Below are 16550 nucleotides of genomic sequence, written 5' to 3' on the forward strand. Positions count from 1 at the left end.
GAGGGAGGTGGGAAAAATGCCCTCAGGTGCCCTGCGGCTGCTCATCATCGACAACTACGATTCTTTTACCTACAACCTGGTGCAATACTTTGGAGAGCTGGGCGTTCCGGTGGAGGTCTGGCGCAACGATGAGATAACCGTAGAGGAGATCGAGGCCCGCTCTCCCACCCACCTGGTTATCTCCCCGGGGCCGGGCGGCCCTGAAGAAGCCGGGGTAACTCTGGAGGCGGTGAAGCGCCTGGCCGGCAGGGTGCCCATCCTGGGAGTGTGCCTGGGGCATCAGGCCATCGGCCGGGCTTTTGGGGGAAGGGTGGTGCTGGCCGGGCGCCTCATGCACGGCAAAACATCGCCCGTTTACCACGACGGGCGCACGCTGTTTGCCGGGCTGCCTTCTCCCTTTGTGGCCACCAGGTATCATTCCCTCCTGGTAGACGCCCGGAGTATCCCCCCCTGCCTGGAGGTCAGCGCCTGGACGGCAGAAGGCGAGGTTATGGGTTTAAGGCACCGGCACTTTGCCGTGGAGGGAGTGCAGTTTCACCCGGAATCAATTCTTACGGAGCACGGGCGGGAACTGCTGGCCAATTTTCTGCGCCACCGCGCGGGCTCTTGGGCCGGGAGCGTACGGGTAAAAACTTCGTTTGCGCGGAGAGGAGATGAGCGCTCGTGATCCGGGAAGCTATCGCAAGGCTGATAGCCAAAAGCGACCTCAGCGAAACCGAAGCCGAGCAGGTCATGGACGAGATCATGTCCGGGCAGGCCACCGCCGCCCAGATTGGCGCCTTTCTCACCGCCCTGCGCTTAAAGGGCGAGACGGCGGCGGAGATAACCGGCTTTGCCCGGGCCATGCGCCGCCACGCCGTGCAGGTGCGCACGCGGCACCCCCTGGTGGTGGACACCTGCGGTACTGGGGGTGACGGCAGCGGCACCTTTAACATCTCCACCGCCGCAGCGCTCGTGGTGGCCGGGGCGGGCGTTCCGGTGGCCAAACACGGTAACCGCTCGGTTTCCAGCCGCTGCGGCTCGGCCGATGTGCTGGAGGCCCTGGGGGTAAATTTAGAGCTTTCGCCGCCGGCCCTGGAGGAATGCCTGGATAGGGTGGGCATTGCTTTTCTCTTTGCGCCGGTGCTGCACGTGGCCATGAAGCACGCTGCCGGCCCGCGGCGGGAGATTGGCATCCGCACGGTTTTTAACATCCTGGGACCTTTGACCAACCCTGCGGGCGCCCAGGCGCAGGTGGTGGGGGTTTACGACCCCGCTCTTGTGCCCCTTATGGCACGGGTGCTGGTGCGGCTGGGCACGCGGCGCGCCTTTGTGGTACACGGAGCCGGTGGCACAGACGAAGTTTCCCTGGCCGGCCCGGCAGTGGTGGCCGAAATTAAAGGGGACGAGATAAGCGAGTACCTTCTGGACCCCGCAGATTTCGGCTTTGCGCGCGCTCCCGTGGAGGCCCTGGCAGGAGGTACACCCACGGAAAATGCCGCTCTCGTCAGGGAGGTTTTGCGGGGCGCCCCCGGGCCCCGCCGGGATGCGGTGCTCATCAACGCTGCCCTGGGCCTGGTGGCAGCCGGCAGGGCTGCCGACCTGCGGGAGGGCCTGTACCTAGCCGCCGCAAGCATTGACGGCGGTGCGGCGCTGGCCAAGCTGGAGGAGCTGGTTTCCTTCACCAACCGTGCCGCGCGGCAGGTGGCCAGCCTGTGATACTGGAAAAAATCGTGGCCCAAAAGAAAAGGGAGGTTCAGCGCCGCCAGGAAGTGCGCCCCCTGGCCGGCCTCGTAGCCGCCGTGGGAGATTTGCCCCCTCCCCGGGACCTGGCCGGGGCCCTGAGGCACCCGGGGGAAGTGAGCCTCATTGCCGAAGTCAAGCGGGCCTCCCCATCAAAGGGATGGCTGAGGAAGGGGTTAAAGCCGGTGGAGCTGGTGCGCCTGTACAGCCGCGCGGGGGCGCGGGCCATTTCCGTGCTTACTGATAACGCTTTCTTTTACGGCCACCGTTTTTTCCTTCCCCTGCTGAGAAGGGAAACGCAGCTGCCCCTTTTAATGAAGGACTTTATCGTAGACCCGTACCAGATTTACGAAGCGCGCTGGCTGGGGGCCGATGCCGTCCTGCTCATAGCCTCCATTTTGGACGACGGGAAGCTGCGGAGTTTTCAGCATCTGGCCGGCGAGCTGGGATTAAGTTGCCTGGTGGAGGTGCACACGTCGGCAGAGCTAGGGCGCGCCCTCGATTCCGGCGCCCGCATGGTGGGCATCAACAACCGGGACCTGCGCACCTTTACCGTGGACCTTGCCACCACCTTTCGCCTGCGGGAGGAAATAAGCGACCCGGAAGTGGTGGTGGTCAGCGAAAGCGGTATTGCCTCGCGGCGGGAGATGCTGGCGCTGCTGGAGCACCGCGTTGACGCCGCCCTGGTGGGGGAGGCGCTGGTAACTGCTCCCGATCCGGAGCAAAAAGTAAAGGAGCTCCTGGGTAGCGCGTGAGGAGGGAGGGCACCGTGGTGAGGGTGAAGATCTGCGGGATAACAAACCTTGAGGATGCCCTCCTGGCGGTGGAAGCAGGGGCAGATGCCCTAGGGTTTGTCTTTGCTCCCAGCCCCCGCCGCGTGACCCCCCAGGAGGCGGGGCGAATTTGCCGCGAGCTGCCGCCTTTTGTAGTGCGCGTGGGCGTGTTTGTGGATGCCCCTCTGGAGGAGGTGCGGGCGGTGGCGGAGTCCTGCGGCCTGGATGCCGTGCAACTGCACGGCAGCGAGCCTCCGGAGTATTGCCGCGGGGTGGGGCGCAGGGTAATTAAAGCCTTGCGCGTCAGGGAATCCCTTGACGCGGCTTCCCTTAAGGCCTACCCGGTGCAGGCGTTCCTGCTGGACACTTACGATGCCGCGCGTCCCGGGGGCACGGGCAGGAGCTTTGACTGGGAGCTGGTAAGAGACCTGAGGTTTCCCAGGCCCTTTATCCTTGCCGGTGGCCTTACGCCCGCGAACGTGGCCCGGGCCGTGGCCCTTCTCAAGCCGTACGGGGTTGACGTTTCCAGCGGTGTGGAAAGGGAGGGGCAGCCGGGCAGGAAGGACCCCCAAAAGGTGAAGCTTTTCATTGCGGAAGCTAAAAAGGCGGTGCTTTGAGAAAGGAGGACCATGGCGGTGTCGTTGCCGGACGAGAGAGGCTACTTCGGTCCTTTTGGCGGGCGCTTTGTCCCCGAAACCCTCATGCCGGCGCTGGAGGAGCTTGCCGCGGCCTACCAAGAGGCCCGGCAGGACCCTTCCTTTTGGAAGGAGCTGGATTACTATCTCGTGCACTACGCCGGGCGCCCCACACCCCTGTACTTTGCCCGCCGCTTGACAGCGCAATGCGGGGGGGCGCGCATTTATCTAAAGAGAGAGGATTTAAATCACACCGGGGCGCACAAGATCAATAACACGCTGGGGCAGATCTTGCTTGCCAGGCGTATGGGCAAGAAGCGCGTCATTGCCGAAACGGGAGCCGGCCAGCACGGGGTGGCTACGGCCACCGCAGCCGCCCTTTTTGCCCTGGAGTGCGTTATCTACATGGGGGAAGAAGACATGGCCAGGCAGGCCTTAAACGTTTTCCGCATGTCCCTCCTGGGGGCACGCGTCGTCCCCGTGAGGGCCGGCAGCCGCACCCTGAAGGACGCCATGAACGAGGCCATGCGGGACTGGGTAACCAACGTGCGTACCACCCATTACCTGGTGGGCTCCACAGCCGGCCCCCACCCTTACCCCGTCATGGTGAGGGATTTCCAGCGGGTAATCGGCGAAGAAGTGCGCCGCCAGATTCTGGAACTGGAAGGGAGGCTGCCCGACGTGATCGTGGCCTGCGTGGGCGGGGGAAGCAACGCCATGGGCATCTTTTACCCCTTCCTGGGGGATGAGGGGGTGAGGCTGGTGGGGGTGGAGGCGGCAGGAGAAGGCCTGGAGACGGGACGGCACGCGGCTACTTTGAACTGCGGCCGGCCGGGTATCCTGCACGGGGCAAAAACCTATGTGCTCCAGGACGAAGACGGCCAGATCCAGCTTGCCCACTCCATTTCTGCCGGCCTGGACTACCCGGGCGTGGGCCCCGAGCACAGCTATTTAAAGGAAACGGGGCGGGTTACCTATACCGCCGTGACCGACCGGGAGGCCCTGGAGGCATTCTTACTGCTGGCGCGTACCGAAGGGATCATCCCCGCCCTGGAAAGCGCCCACGCCTTGGCGCAGGCCGTCAGGCTGGCCGGGGAAATGCCAAGAGATGCCATTGTGGTGGTCAACTTGTCGGGCCGCGGGGACAAGGACGTGCAGTCCGTGGCCGCAGTGCTGGGAGGGGAGAAGAATGGGCTGCCGACGCATTGAGGAGTGCTTCAACGGCCTCCGCGAAAGGGAAGAAAAGGGGCTCATTGTTTACCTGGCTGCCGGGGACCCGGACTTGGAGACCACCGCCTTGCTGGTCCAGGCGGCGGTGGAGGCAGGCGCCGATATGGTGGAGGTGGGCATTCCCTTTTCCGATCCGGTGGCAGACGGGCCGGTGATCCAGGGAGCCTACGCGCGGGCTCTGGCCAGAGGGGTAAAGGTGGCGCAAATTCTGGAAATGTGCGCGGACGTGCGGCAGCGCGTGCAGGTCCCCTTAATTCTCATGAGCTATTACAATCCTATTTTCCGGTACGGCCCGGGTGGCTTCACCAGAGATGCGGCTGCGGCGGGGGTGGACGGCTTGATCGTCCCCGACCTCCCCCTGGAGGAGTGCGGGGAGCTGCTGCGCCATGCCGACAGCCGGGGTCTGGCCCTCGTTCCCCTGGTGGCGCCCACCACCACGGAGGCGCGCCTGGCGGCCATTGCCGATGTGGCCCGCGGGTTTGTTTACTGCGTTTCGGTAACCGGTGTTACCGGGGCGCGGGAGGAAATTCCGCCTGATTTGGAGAACTTTATGCTCCGTGTAAGGCGGCACGTGCGGCTGCCCTGTGCCGTGGGCTTTGGCATAGCCGGGCCCTTCCAGGCGCGGCGGGTGGCGCCTTACTGCGACGCGGTGGTGGTGGGCAGCGCGCTGGTGGCCATGGCCGCCGGGGTGCCGGTAGGGGAGAGGGAGGCCCTGGCGCGCCGCGTGGAGCTGTTTGTGTGCGAGATAAAGGAAGCCTTAAGGCAGTTCTGGGGGGGACTGGAAGTTGCCGGGGTATAAGCTGGCCGGCAGGGAAAGCCGCCCGCAGGGCACCGTCATTGATCTGGGAACCTGCCGCCTGGGTGCCGGCCAGGTAGCCGTCATTGCCGGTCCCTGCGCGGTGGAGGGCGAGGAGCAGACAATCGGCCTGGCTCTGGAACTGAGGAGGCTGGGCGTGCACGCCCTGCGGGGCGGGGCCTTTAAGCCGCGCACGTCCCCTTACTCTTTCCAGGGCCTGGGAGAAGAGGGCTTAAAAATACTGGCCAGGGCGCGGGAGGCCAGCGGGCTTCCCGTGGTTACCGAGGTTACCGATGTGCGCTACCTGGACCTGGTGCTGCGGTACAGCGACATCCTACAGATCGGCAGCCGCAACATGCAAAATTTTGGCCTGCTCAAAGAGGTGGGGCGGGTGCGGCGCCCGGTGGTGCTGAAAAGGGGGTTTGCGGCCACCATTGAAGAGTGGCTTTTGGCCGCCGAGTACATCCTGGCCGAGGGCAACCAGCAGGTAATCCTGTGCGAGCGGGGCATCCGCACCTTTGAAACCTACACGCGGAACACCCTAGACATTAACGCCATCCCGGCGGCCAAAGAGCTTTCCCACCTGCCGGTTATTGCCGACCCCAGCCACGGCACCGGTCGCCGTTCCCTGGTGGGGCCGGTGGCCAGAGCAGCCGTAGCCGCCGGGGCCGACGGCCTGATGATTGAAGTACACCCCTGCCCGGAAAAGGCCCTTTCCGACGGTTACCAGTCCCTTACGGTGGCCGAACTGGAGGACCTGCTGGCCGGGCTGCGCTCTCTGGCCCGCTCTTTGGGCCGGGAAATTCCCGGCCCCCTGTAAAAAACAGTTGTTTTGGCGTTGTTTTTTGTGTTAAGATTGCAGTGTAGCCAGTTTTTTGTGCCGGCAGGACGGTGGGACGGATAGGAGGTGAGTTTTTGCCGCTTTGGTTAGGGTTTTTCTAGTTCTTGTTTCTTTGTGGGGTTGTAAAATCCCCTCTTTTTAGTTTTGCACACAAAATATAAGGCAGGACAGAAGGACGGGAGGGAAGGTTTCATGATTGTCATCATGCAGCAGGAAGCCACCGAGGAGCAAATAGGGGCGGTGGTGGAGCGCCTGACAAAGAACGGCTTTCAGGCGCACCTTTCCCGCGGCGTGGAGCGCACCATCATCGGGGTCATTGGCGACCGCACGCGGCTTTTCGACATGGCCCTGGAGGCCATGCCCGGGGTGGAAAAGGTGGTGCCTGTGCTCCAGCCCTACAAGCTGGCCAGCCGTGCCTTTCACCCGGAAAACAGCCTGGTTCCCGTCGGCGACCTGGTCATCGGGGGAGAGGAGGTTCACGTCATGGCCGGCCCCTGCGCGGTAGAGAGCGAGGAGCAGTTGCTGGAGACGGCCGTGCAGGTGAGAGCTGCCGGGGCCACCGTTTTGCGCGGGGGCGCCTTTAAGCCCCGCACTTCCCCCTACTCCTTTCAGGGCCTGGAGGAAGAGGGCTTGAAGATACTGGCCAGGGCCAGGGAGCTTACCGGGCTGAAAATCGTCACCGAGGTCATGGATACGCGCTCCCTGCCCCTGGTGGCGGAGTACGCCGACATCCTGCAGATTGGCGCCCGCAACATGCAGAATTTTACCCTCCTGCGGGAGGTTGCCAGGATAAATAAACCGGTGCTCTTGAAGAGGGGCATGTCGGCTACCATTGAAGAGTGGCTCTTGGCCGCCGAGTACATTATGTCCGGGGGCAACCACCAGGTAATCCTGTGCGAGCGGGGCATCCGCACCTTTGAAACCTACACCCGCAACACGCTGGACCTTTCCGCCGTCCCGGTGGTTAAGTACCTGAGCCACCTGCCGGTGGTGGTCGACCCCAGCCACGGCCTGGGCAAGTGGCGTTTTGTGCCGGCCATGGCCAGGGCGGCCATTGCCGCCGGGGCCGACGGGTTGCTGGTCGAGGTCCACCCTAACCCTGCGGAGGCCCTTTGCGACGGTCCCCAGTCCCTGACGCCGGAAAACTTCCGCCAGATGATGGAGGAACTGGCCCGCGTGGCAGAGGTGATGGGCCGCCGCCTGGGTGGGGGGGCCGGGCCGTGTTCGTGCAGGTAACTATTGTGGGTGTGGGCTTAATAGGCGGGTCCTTGGGCCTGGCACTGCGCCGCCGCCGCCTGGCCGGGCAGGTGGTGGGAGTGGATAAAAACCCGCACAACCTGCTCCTGGCTATAGAGGCGGGGGCAATTGACCGCGCTGCTGCCGGCCTGGCCGAGGGCCTGGCCGGGGCCGAGGTGGTGGTGCTGGCCGTGCCGGTGATGGAAGTGCTGGAACTCCTCCCGGCCATAGGGAGGATGCTCTCCCCGGGGACGGTGGTCACCGATGTGGGCAGCACGAAGGCGGCTGTATGCCGGCGCGCTGCCGAAGCCATGCCTTCCCACAGCTGGTTTGTCGGGGGTCACCCCATGGCCGGCTCCGAACAGGCGGGCATGGCCGGCGCCGACCCTTACCTCTTTGAAAACGCCTACTACATTTTAACCCCTCTCCCCGCCACGCCCGGGGGGGCGCTAGGTAAGGTCCGCGCCATGGCCGAGGGCGTGGGGGCAAGGGTGGTGGAGATGGATCCCGCATTCCACGATACCGCTGTGGCCCTTATCAGTCACCTTCCCCACCTGGCGGCTGTAGCCCTGGCCAACGTTTTGGCCGAGGCTCCGCACGGGGAGAGCTGCCTTTCCCTGGCCGCCGGGGGGTTCCGGGATACCACCCGTGTGGCCTCCGGCAACCCGCAGATGTGGAAGGACATTTTCCTTACCAACTCCCAGCCCGTTTTAGAGGCCCTAGCCTGCTTCCGGGCACAGCTCGAGCGTCTGGAAAAGGCCATCCGGGAAGGTAGAGAGGAAGAGATCCTGTACCTGCTCCAGAAAGCCAAAAAGCTCCGCGATGCCCTCCCCGCCCGGGCCCGCGGCTACCTGCCGGCCATGTACGAGATCGTGGTGGCCGTGCCCGACCGCCCGGGAATGCTTGCCCGGCTTACCGGCCAGCTGGGGCAGGCCGGCATTAATATCGCGGATATCGAGATCCTGCGGGTGCGCGAGGGCGAGGGAGGTTCCATACGCCTGGCCTTTGCCACGCCCGCAGAGCAGGAACAGGCCACAAGCATATTGCGCGGGGCCGGTTACCAGGTGGTGAAAAGGGAGTGAACTGGGAAATAACCCCTCCCAGGGCTTTAAAGGGAAGCGTTTCCGTGCCCGGCGACAAGTCCATCTCGCACCGGGCCGCACTGCTGGGCGCCCTGGCCGAGGGCGAAACGTGGGTGGAGAACTTCCTTGCCGGGGCCGACTGCCTGGCCACCATCAGGTGCCTGGCCGCCATGGGGGTTACCTTTGAGGGACCCGACGAAAAGGGCTGCCTGGTGGTGCACGGGCGCGGCAGGCGGGGTTTAAGGGAGCCCGCGGACGTCTTGGATGCGGCCAATTCCGGCACCACAATGAGGCTTTTGCTGGGCGTTTTGGCCGGGTGCCCCTTTTTCAGCGTTATAACCGGGGATGCCTCCTTGCGCCGCCGCCCTATGGGGCGGGTGGTGGAGCCCCTGTCCCGCATGGGCGCGAGCATCTGGGGCCGCCAGGGAGGAAAGTTTGCTCCCCTGGCCGTGCAGGGGGGCGAGCTGGAGGCCATCAGCTATACCCTTCCCGTGGCCAGCGCCCAGGTGAAGTCGGCCCTTCTCCTGGCCGGCCTTTTTGCCCGCGGCGAAACCCGCATAACCGAGCCGGTGCCCACCAGGGACCACACCGAGCGCATGCTGGAACAGTTCGGGGCAGAGGTGCGCAGGGAGGGCAATACCCTCTGCATCAGGGGAGGGCAAGGCCTTGCGGGTTGCCGGGTGGTGGTCCCGGGCGATATCTCCTCGGCGGCCTTTCTCATGGTGGCGGCGGCAGTAGTGCCGGGTTCCGACGTCACCGTGCGCGGGGTGGGAATAAATCCCACCCGCGACGGCATTATAGAGGTTCTAAAACAAATGGGGGCGGATATAGAAATATCTAACCGCGGTTACCTCGGGAACGAGCCGGTGGCCGACATCAGGATCCGCCACTCCCGGCTTACGGGGGTCACCATCGGCGGGGAAATTATCCCCCGGCTCATTGACGAAATACCCGTGCTGGCCGTGGCCGGTGCCCTGGCAGAGGGGGAAACGGTGATTAAAGATGCGGGTGAGCTGCGGGTAAAGGAGAGCGACCGCCTGGAAACGGTGGCTGCCGGGCTTAAAAAACTTGGGGCCGAGGTGGAGGTTATGTCAGATGGCCTCCGGATAAGAGGGGGCCGCCCCCTCACCGGCACCGTTTTGCAAAGCCACGGGGACCACCGGGTGGCCATGGCCATGGCCGTGGCCGGGCTTGTGGCCAGGGGCAAAACGCAAGTTCAAGACACCGCATGTGTGGACGTTTCCTTCCCCGGTTTTGTCGTTATTTTAAATTCCCTGCGGGTAGACTAAGCCTGGTGGACGGGAAGGAAAAAATGGGGCAGTGTCGAAGTATTAAGGGTATGCGTCCGCGCCTCTGGATTGCCATTGACGGCCCGGCTGGCTCAGGAAAGAGCACCGTGGCCAGGATGCTGGCCCGCCGGCTAGGCCTCCTGCACGTCGATACCGGCGCCATGTACCGGGCGCTCACGCTAAAGGCCCTCAGGGAAGGCGTCGACCTCCAGGACGAGGAGGCGCTGGTGGAGCTGGCCAGGAGAACGCACATAACCCTGACCCCTGCATGTTCCGGCGGTGGAGTGCGCGTCTTCCTGGAAGGGGAGGACGTCACCGAAGCCGTTCGCAGCCCGGAGGTATCCCGCAGCGTTTCTCTCGTCGCCAGGGTTCCCGGCGTAAGGGAGCTCATGGTGCGCTGGCAGCGGGAGATGGCCGCGCAGTGGGGGGGCGTGGTCATGGAAGGTCGGGATGTGGGGACGGTGATTTTGCCCGACGCCCAGCTGAAGGTTTTCCTCACCGCCTCCCCTGAGGAACGGGCGAGAAGGCGCCAGCAGGACCTGCTTGCCCAGGGCTACCGCGTGGACCTGGAGCGGCTGGTGCAGGAAATATCCGAACGGGACCGCCTGGATCGCTCCCGACCGGTGGCGCCGCTGGTGCCTGCTCCCGACGCCTGGGTTATCGACAGCTCCGGCCTTACCGCCGAGGAAGTGGTGGAGATGATTACCGCCCGGGTCCTGGGGGGGTGATGGCCCTGTTCTACCGCTTTGCCCGCCTTGTCTGCCGCCTCGTGCTGCTCCTTTTGAGGCGCTGGAAGGTGGAGGGCGCGGAGAACCTGCCCCCCACCGGGGGTGTCCTGGTAGTGAGCAACCACGCCAGCTACTGGGACCCGGTGGTGGTGGGCTGTGCGTTGGGGCGCCAGGTTCATTTTATGGCCAAAGCCGACCTCTTTAAAATACCGCTTCTGGGAGCCGTTATCCGTGCCCTGGGTGCCTTTCCCGTGCAGCGGGGAAGTGGTGATCGCCAGGCCATAAGGCGGGCCCTGGAGCTGCTGGAGGAGGGCAAGGTGGTGGGCATTTTCCCGGAGGGTACCAGGAGCAAGACGGGTACGCTGTTAGACCCCCACCGGGGAGCGGCCATGCTGGCTCTGCGAGCGAAAGTGCCGGTGTTGCCCATGGCCCTGCTCAACACTCCCGGGGTATTCGGCAGGGTGCGGGTGCGCGTGGGCAAGCCCCTTTACTTTGCGGGGAATGGGGAGGCCTTTGGCCGGCGGGATTATCAAGCCGTAAGCCGGGAAATCATGCAGGAGATCAAGAGACTCATGGATAAAGAACGGTGATTTTTCCCATGCAGGTGCTGCGGGCGGCTAAAGCCGGTTTCTGCTTCGGGGTAAGGAGGGCGCTGGATCTTGCCCTGGCTACGGTGAAGGAGCGGGATGGACCCGTTTACTGCCTGGGCCCGCTGATTCATAACCCCCAGGTGATGGAGAGGCTGGCCCGGGAGGGAGTTTTGGAAATAGCCCGGGTGGAGGAGGCGGCGCCGGGAGGAAAGCTCATTGTCCGTTCCCACGGGGTGGGCCCGTCCGTCCTGGCCGCTGCCCGAGAACGAAACTTGAAGGTAGTGGATGCTACATGCCCCTTTGTGGGCAGGGCACAGAGGTTGGCTCACCGCCTGGCCGCCAGCGGGGTGCTGGTGGTCGTGGTGGGAGACAGGGATCATCCCGAGGTACAGGGTATTGTGGACTGGACCGGTGGGCGGGCGGTGGTGGTTGAAAGCCCGGAGGAGGCTCGCGAGCTGCCGGGGGCTCCTTCGGTGGCTGTTCTGGCCCAGACCACTCAGCCGCTGGCCAATTTCCAGGCAGTGGTGGATGTCCTGCGGCAGAAGAGCGGGGATTTACAGGTGTATAACACCATCTGTCATGCCACCGAGGCCAGGCAAAGGGCCGCCCTGGAGCTAACCAGGAAAGTGGAAATTATGGTGGTGGTTGGCGGGGCGGCCAGCGCTAACACGCGAAAGCTAGCGGCCCTGTGCCGGCAGGCAGGTGTACCGACCTACCAGGTGGAAACTGCCCGGGATCTCTCTCCCCGCTGGTTTGAGGGGGTAAAGGTAGCCGGTTTAACGGCAGGGGCATCCACTCCTGACTGGATCATTGAGGAGGTAGAGCAGCGCATGAAAGAACTGGGCGAAATGGTGGGCGCAAACGAGCCCGTGGCCGCTAACGGGGCCAGCGGCGAGGAAACTGCCGCCGAGTCCATGAGGGAAGCAGTGGAAGTAAAGTCCCTTCGCCCCGGCCAGGTGGTGAGGGGCATGGTGGTTCACGTAGCCCCCGATGAGGTCCTGGTGGACGTGGGCGCCAAGGCGGAAGGAGTTATCCCCGCCAGGGAGCTCTCCTGTTGCCAGGTAGCCCACCCGGAGGAAGTGGTGAAGGTTGGCGATGAAATTGAGGCGGTGGTCATCAAGGCCGAGGACAACGAAGGCCGGCCCGTCCTTTCCAAGCAGCGGGCGGATGCTGCCCGGGCCTGGGTGGAGCTTGCGGAGTGCTTTAACACCGGCCGGCCGGTGGAAGGCGTCGTACGGGAAGTGGTTAAAGGCGGCCTGATTGTGGACGTAGGCGTGCGCGCCTTCCTGCCTGCTTCCCTGGTGGAAATAGGCTATGTCGAGGACCTCGGCAAGTACGTAGGGCAAACCATTCGGGCCAAGGTAACGGAGCTCAACCGTGGCCGCCGCAAGGTGATCTTAAACCGCAAGGCCCTCCTGGAAGAAGAAGCAGCGCAGCGGAGAAAGGCGCTCCTGGAGGAACTGCAGGAGGGCCAGGTGGTGCGCGGCGTGGTGCGCCGCATTACCGACTTCGGTGCCTTTGTGGACATTGGCGGCATAGACGGCTTGCTTCACGTTTCGGAGATGGCCTGGCACCGGGTCAGCCACCCTTCCGATGTGGTGAATATCGGCGACGAGCTGGAGCTTAAAGTGCTGCGGGTAGACAGGGAAAACGAAAAGGTTTCCCTGGGCTTGAAGCAACTCCTTCCCGACCCGTGGGAGAAGGTGGCGGAAAAGTACCCTGTGGGCAGCACCGTGCAGGCCAGAGTGGTCAGGCTGGCGCCCTTCGGCGCCTTTGTGGAGCTCGAGCCCGGCGTGGAAGGGCTGGTGCACATTTCCCAGCTGGCCGACCGCCGCGTGGAAACTCCCGACGAGGTGGTTAAGGAAGGAGACGAGGTGGAGGTAAGGGTCCTGAGCGTCGACCCTGCTGAAAAGCGCATCCGCCTCTCCATGAGGCCCGCGCCGCGGGGCAGGGGCAAGAGGGAGCGCTCCAGGGAGCCCAGGTACCAGACGGGCGAGGGCGGCGAGCGGATTACCATTGGCGAAGTGGTCGGGGATCTTTTTGAAAAGTAACCCGTGAGAGGTTTTGGCTCGGGCGGTGCCCGCAAAAGGCACCGCCTTGTTTATTTTGCATATTTAGGACTGCCCGGGGCAGGCTAAAAAAGAAATCGCACGGTAGGGGAGGTTAGAAAATGACCGGCTTTCCCGTAGGCATCACGGCGCTGGTAATAGTTACCCTGCTCATTTTTATCGGCCTTGCCCACCGGGCCTTAGACCGCATGCGCCTCTCCGACCGCGGTGCCCTGGCGGTGATCGTGGCCATGATTATCGGCAGCTTTATTGACCTGCCTGTTCCCGGCGCCCGCTATCCCGTTACGGTAAACGTGGGCGGGGGCCTGATACCCTTGGGCCTGGCCGTATACCTCCTGGTGAAGGCCGGTACAGCCAGGGAGCGCGCGCGCGCCCTCGCCGGGGCGGCGGTCACGGCCCTGGCGGTGTATGTAGTGGGCTCGCTGATCATGCGCGGACTGCCGGAGCCCGGCGGAAGGTACGAGGTCCTGGATGCCCTCTGGCTTTACCCCCTGGTGGGGGGTGTGGTGGGCTACCTGGCCGGGCGTTCCCGGCGGGGGGCCTTTGTCTCCGCCACGCTGGGCCTGCTGGCCATGGACATCGGCTACTACCTGTGGCTGCTCGCGCGCGGCGCTCCTGCCGGCAGGGTGGCCATAGGGGGAGCCGGTGCCTTTGACGCCATCGTTCTGGCCGGTATACTGGCCGTGCTCCTGGCCGAGGTGGTGGGTGAGGTGCGGGAGCGGCTGCAGGGCGGGCCGGCGGTGAGAGGCCGCCCGGAGCCCCTGCTCCGGGCCCTGCGCAAACCGGATTTAGGCAAAGGGGGGGATGAAGAGTGAAGGGCAAGAGGTGCAGGATGGCCCTCGGCCTCGGCCTGATGCTGGCGGGGCTGCTTGCCTGGGCCGCGTTTGTGCGGAACCCGGTTGTTCCCGCGTGGTCCTGGAACTTCCTTTTCGGGCGAGAGGGAGAGGGCGACCACCTGGTGGGCCGGGTGTACACCATAAGGGACGAAAGCGGGCAGGTCGTCAGCCAGGTTTCCCGCCGGGTAACGGTAGGAGACGAGATTTTTGCTGCCGACGGCCGCCACTACCGGGTGGTGAAAGTGCGGGGAGAGGAAGCGGTGGCACGTTTCCTGGGCATGGATGAGGACCTCCTGGCCTACCGGGATTTCTACCGGCAGCTGGCCATACCCGCAGCCAAAGCGCCCGCTCCTGCCCAGCCGGTGGGCATTTACCACACCCACAGCGACGAATCTTACGTTCCTTCCGACGGCTCCGAATCCATCCCCTTTAAGGGGGGGATCTACCGCGTCGGAGAGAGGATGGTCGGCAAGCTTACGGAAAAGGGCCTGCGGGTGGAATACGATAGGACCCCTCACGACCCCCATGACGACAACGCTTATTACCGCTCGCGCCGCACGGCGGTGCGCCTGATGCAGGCCAATCCCCTGGCCCTTTTTGACGTGCACCGGGACGGCGTGGTCGATCCCGGCTATTACCGCCGCATCGTCTCGCAGCAAAATGTGGCCCAGACGAGGCTGGTGGTGGGGCGGGAAAACCCGCGCATGCAGGCAAACCTGGATTTTGCCAAAAGGCTCATGTCCTACGCCAACAGCGTGCACAACCCCATCGTCAAAGAGATCTTCCTGGCCGCCGGCAACTACAACCAGGACCTTATGCCCACCGCCCTCCTCATTGAGGCAGGGACCCACACCAACAGCCGGGAAGAGGCCGAGCGGGGCATTGCCCTCCTGGCCGACGCCGTACCGGCGGTATTGGGTATTACCGGACCCGCGCCTCCCGGGGCCCCCAAGCCCATTACGGACCGGACGGCCAAGACTCCCGGAAGCTACAAGGCCTTGGCCTGGCTTTTGGCCCTCACCCTCCTTGGCGGCGGAGCCTTTCTCCTGGTCAGCGCCGGGAGCTGGGAAAGAGCCAGGCAGAGGCTGGGCCGGTTTTTCGGGCAGGAGCTCGGCGGCCTTCCCGTCCTGCGCCGCCTGCGCATGAAAGGGAAGCTCGAGGTGCGGGAAAAGGCCACCGTACCGGGACGCGGCGACCCTGCCGAGAACAGGGAAGCCCGCGAGCGCCTGGAAGAAATACGCCGCGATTGAGGGGTGGCCGGTCGTGGACGCGCACCTGGGTACCATCGTGGCCGGGGTGCTGGCGGGAACGGTTTCCCGGGTGCTCACCCTCTACCTCGACTACCGCCAGTACCCCGGCTACCCGCACGGTTACATTACCCACCTTTCCCTGGGCTTTATTGCCTCCGCCCTGGGCGCGGTGGCCGTGCCGGCCATCCTGGAGCAGGACTACACGGCGGTAACTTTTCTGGCCCTGGCCGCCCAGCAGTTCCGGGAAGTAAGGGGCATGGAGAGGAAGACGCTGGAGCGCCTGGACGAGAACGAGCTGGTCAAAAGGGGCAGCGATTACATAGAGGGCATTGCCCGTACTTTTGAGGCCCGCAATTACCTGACCATGGCCTGTGCCTTCTTTACCAGCATTGCCTACCAGCTGGGCAAGACCCCGGCAGCCGTGCTTATGGCCGCCCTCACCCTGGTCTTTGTGCGCGCTTTCATGGCCGGGGAAAGCATCGGGGACATTTGTGAGGTGGTTCCCGCGCGCATATGGTTTAAGGGCCCCGTGCTCATGGTGGAGGACATAAGCTTTATAAACGTGGGCCTGCCGGAAGTAAGGGAAAAAATTGCCCGGGAGGGGCTGGCCGTGCTGGTGAAGCCTGCAAACGCCGACGCGCGGGCTACCGTCTGCGACCTGGGGCAGCGGCAGGCCATGGCCCACACGGTGGCCCTTCTCCTGGGCACCAAAAAGGACGTGGACCTGCCGGAGCTGACCCCCCTGGCCCGCATCGACCCGGAAACGGGAACGGTGGGCCTCTTCACCGTGCCTCTCGAGCGGGACGCGGAGGCGCTGGTCATGGCCGTCAAGCGCACGCCCGTACTGGAAAGCGCGCGGGCCCGGCCCCTCAAGGCACAGGCCGGGCGCCTTGCCGCGCGCAGGTAGGTGGGGTTTGTGAGCACTGATGCGCGCATCCTGGCGGTGGTTACGGAAGACATGAGCCTGGTAGGCGGGGGTGCCCCCATTTTTTTTGCCCGCAGCCCGGAAGAACGGGAGAGGATAGCCCGCTACCTAGCCAGGGCCCTAGATGCCATGGTGCACGACCTGGAAAACGGCGTGTACATCATAGCGCGGCACTAGTTCCGGCACACGCCTTCCCTTACAAAAGGACCTTCGGCCGTGTAAAATTTCAGTAGGCGCCAGAAAGGAATAAGCCCCTTGAAAAAGAAATGAGACCTCGCTCCCAAAAAACCACCAAAACTCAAGCTAAAGGAGTGTGAGGTCTCATGTTAGACATTCGCCACATAGTGGGTGCAGTCCTTCTTTTTGTCACTGGTCTGATTAAGTTAATCAGTGAGAGCAAGGATTTTTATGAGCTTGAGAGAGGCATTCACGAACTTTGCCAGAAGGTGTGCAACCAAATTCTTACCTGGGCCCTGGAACAAATGGATGAGCGTCTGATGCGCGAACGTGACCGGAGTACCTGGGAGGTAGTTGGTTTTCGAGTAAAG

17 protein-coding genes and 1 pseudogene are annotated in these 16550 nt (G+C 64.0%); all 18 read left to right on the forward strand.

All coding sequences use genetic code 11. The annotated features are described in order from the left end of the window. Positions 1-16: 16 nt before the first annotated feature. Positions 17-667 carry an anthranilate synthase component II gene (locus tag G454_RS19930; protein WP_051276646.1) on the forward strand — a complete coding sequence of 217 codons (651 nt, stop codon included), beginning with the start codon at positions 17-19 and terminating at the stop codon, positions 665-667. Further along, on the forward strand, positions 664-1698 hold the full coding sequence (gene trpD, locus G454_RS0116220) for an anthranilate phosphoribosyltransferase (RefSeq protein WP_027719401.1): 1035 nt from the start codon (positions 664-666) through the stop codon (positions 1696-1698). Before G454_RS19930 ends, trpD begins: the two co-directional genes overlap by 4 nt. Continuing rightward, a complete protein-coding gene (gene trpC / locus G454_RS0116225; RefSeq protein ID WP_027719402.1) occupies positions 1695-2477 on the forward strand; it encodes an indole-3-glycerol phosphate synthase TrpC in 783 nt (260 codons plus the stop codon). Before trpD ends, trpC begins: the two co-directional genes overlap by 4 nt. A gap of 14 nt (positions 2478-2491) precedes the next feature. Beyond that, on the forward strand, positions 2492-3112 hold the full coding sequence (locus tag G454_RS0116230) for a phosphoribosylanthranilate isomerase (RefSeq protein ID WP_027719403.1): 621 nt from the start codon (positions 2492-2494) through the stop codon (positions 3110-3112). A gap of 18 nt (positions 3113-3130) precedes the next feature. After that, on the forward strand, positions 3131-4339 hold the full coding sequence (trpB, locus tag G454_RS0116235) for a tryptophan synthase subunit beta (protein ID WP_425387454.1): 1209 nt from the start codon (positions 3131-3133) through the stop codon (positions 4337-4339). Next, positions 4320-5159, forward strand: coding sequence for a tryptophan synthase subunit alpha (gene trpA / locus G454_RS0116240; RefSeq protein ID WP_027719405.1), 840 nt, complete (start codon positions 4320-4322; stop codon positions 5157-5159). Before trpB ends, trpA begins: the two co-directional genes overlap by 20 nt. Continuing rightward, the gene (aroF, locus tag G454_RS19935) at positions 5146-5976 is read left to right on the forward strand and encodes a 3-deoxy-7-phosphoheptulonate synthase (RefSeq protein WP_051276634.1); all 831 of its coding nucleotides are present in this window, start codon (positions 5146-5148) and stop codon (positions 5974-5976) included. Before trpA ends, aroF (G454_RS19935) begins: the two co-directional genes overlap by 14 nt. A 213-nt stretch (positions 5977-6189) precedes the next feature. Continuing rightward, complete coding sequence (aroF, locus tag G454_RS0116250) at positions 6190-7233, forward strand: 3-deoxy-7-phosphoheptulonate synthase (protein WP_027719406.1); 1044 nt, start codon at positions 6190-6192, stop codon at positions 7231-7233. Continuing rightward, a complete protein-coding gene (locus G454_RS0116255) occupies positions 7218-8315 on the forward strand; it encodes a prephenate dehydrogenase (protein ID WP_027719407.1) in 1098 nt (365 codons plus the stop codon). The genes aroF (G454_RS0116250) and G454_RS0116255 overlap by 16 nt, the downstream gene beginning before the upstream one ends. Further along, positions 8312-9604 (forward strand): 3-phosphoshikimate 1-carboxyvinyltransferase, encoded by a 1293-nt coding sequence (aroA, locus tag G454_RS0116260; protein WP_027719408.1) that lies wholly within the window; start codon positions 8312-8314, stop codon positions 9602-9604. Before G454_RS0116255 ends, aroA begins: the two co-directional genes overlap by 4 nt. Before the next feature lie 50 nt (positions 9605-9654). After that, a complete protein-coding gene (gene cmk / locus G454_RS0116265; protein ID WP_027719409.1) occupies positions 9655-10332 on the forward strand; it encodes a (d)CMP kinase in 678 nt (225 codons plus the stop codon). After that, a complete protein-coding gene (locus tag G454_RS0116270) occupies positions 10332-10922 on the forward strand; it encodes a lysophospholipid acyltransferase family protein (protein WP_211230145.1) in 591 nt (196 codons plus the stop codon). The genes cmk and G454_RS0116270 overlap by 1 nt, the downstream gene beginning before the upstream one ends. Next, positions 10919-12973 carry a bifunctional 4-hydroxy-3-methylbut-2-enyl diphosphate reductase/30S ribosomal protein S1 gene (locus G454_RS0116275; protein ID WP_245574440.1) on the forward strand — a complete coding sequence of 685 codons (2055 nt, stop codon included), beginning with the start codon at positions 10919-10921 and terminating at the stop codon, positions 12971-12973. Before G454_RS0116270 ends, G454_RS0116275 begins: the two co-directional genes overlap by 4 nt. Positions 12974-13092: 119 nt before the next feature. Continuing rightward, entirely contained in the window at positions 13093-13806 is a 714-nt protein-coding gene (locus tag G454_RS19940) for a DUF1614 domain-containing protein (RefSeq protein ID WP_035108174.1), read from the forward strand. Beyond that, on the forward strand, positions 13803-15077 hold the full coding sequence (spoIIP, locus tag G454_RS0116285; protein ID WP_027719412.1) for a stage II sporulation protein P: 1275 nt from the start codon (positions 13803-13805) through the stop codon (positions 15075-15077). Before G454_RS19940 ends, spoIIP begins: the two co-directional genes overlap by 4 nt. A gap of 13 nt (positions 15078-15090) precedes the next feature. Next, the gene (locus G454_RS0116290; RefSeq protein ID WP_027719413.1) at positions 15091-15984 is read left to right on the forward strand and encodes a YIEGIA family protein; all 894 of its coding nucleotides are present in this window, start codon (positions 15091-15093) and stop codon (positions 15982-15984) included. Between the two features lie 9 nt (positions 15985-15993). After that, entirely contained in the window at positions 15994-16179 is a 186-nt protein-coding gene (locus G454_RS0116295; protein WP_027719414.1) for a capping complex subunit for YIEGIA, read from the forward strand. A gap of 146 nt (positions 16180-16325) precedes the next feature. Continuing rightward, a pseudogene (locus G454_RS19945) lies at positions 16326-16550 on the forward strand (ISLre2 family transposase); the annotation flags it as partial.

Source organism: Desulfovirgula thermocuniculi DSM 16036 (genome assembly GCF_000429345.1).
Lineage (GTDB): Bacteria > Bacillota > Desulfotomaculia > Desulfotomaculales > Desulfovirgulaceae > Desulfovirgula > Desulfovirgula thermocuniculi.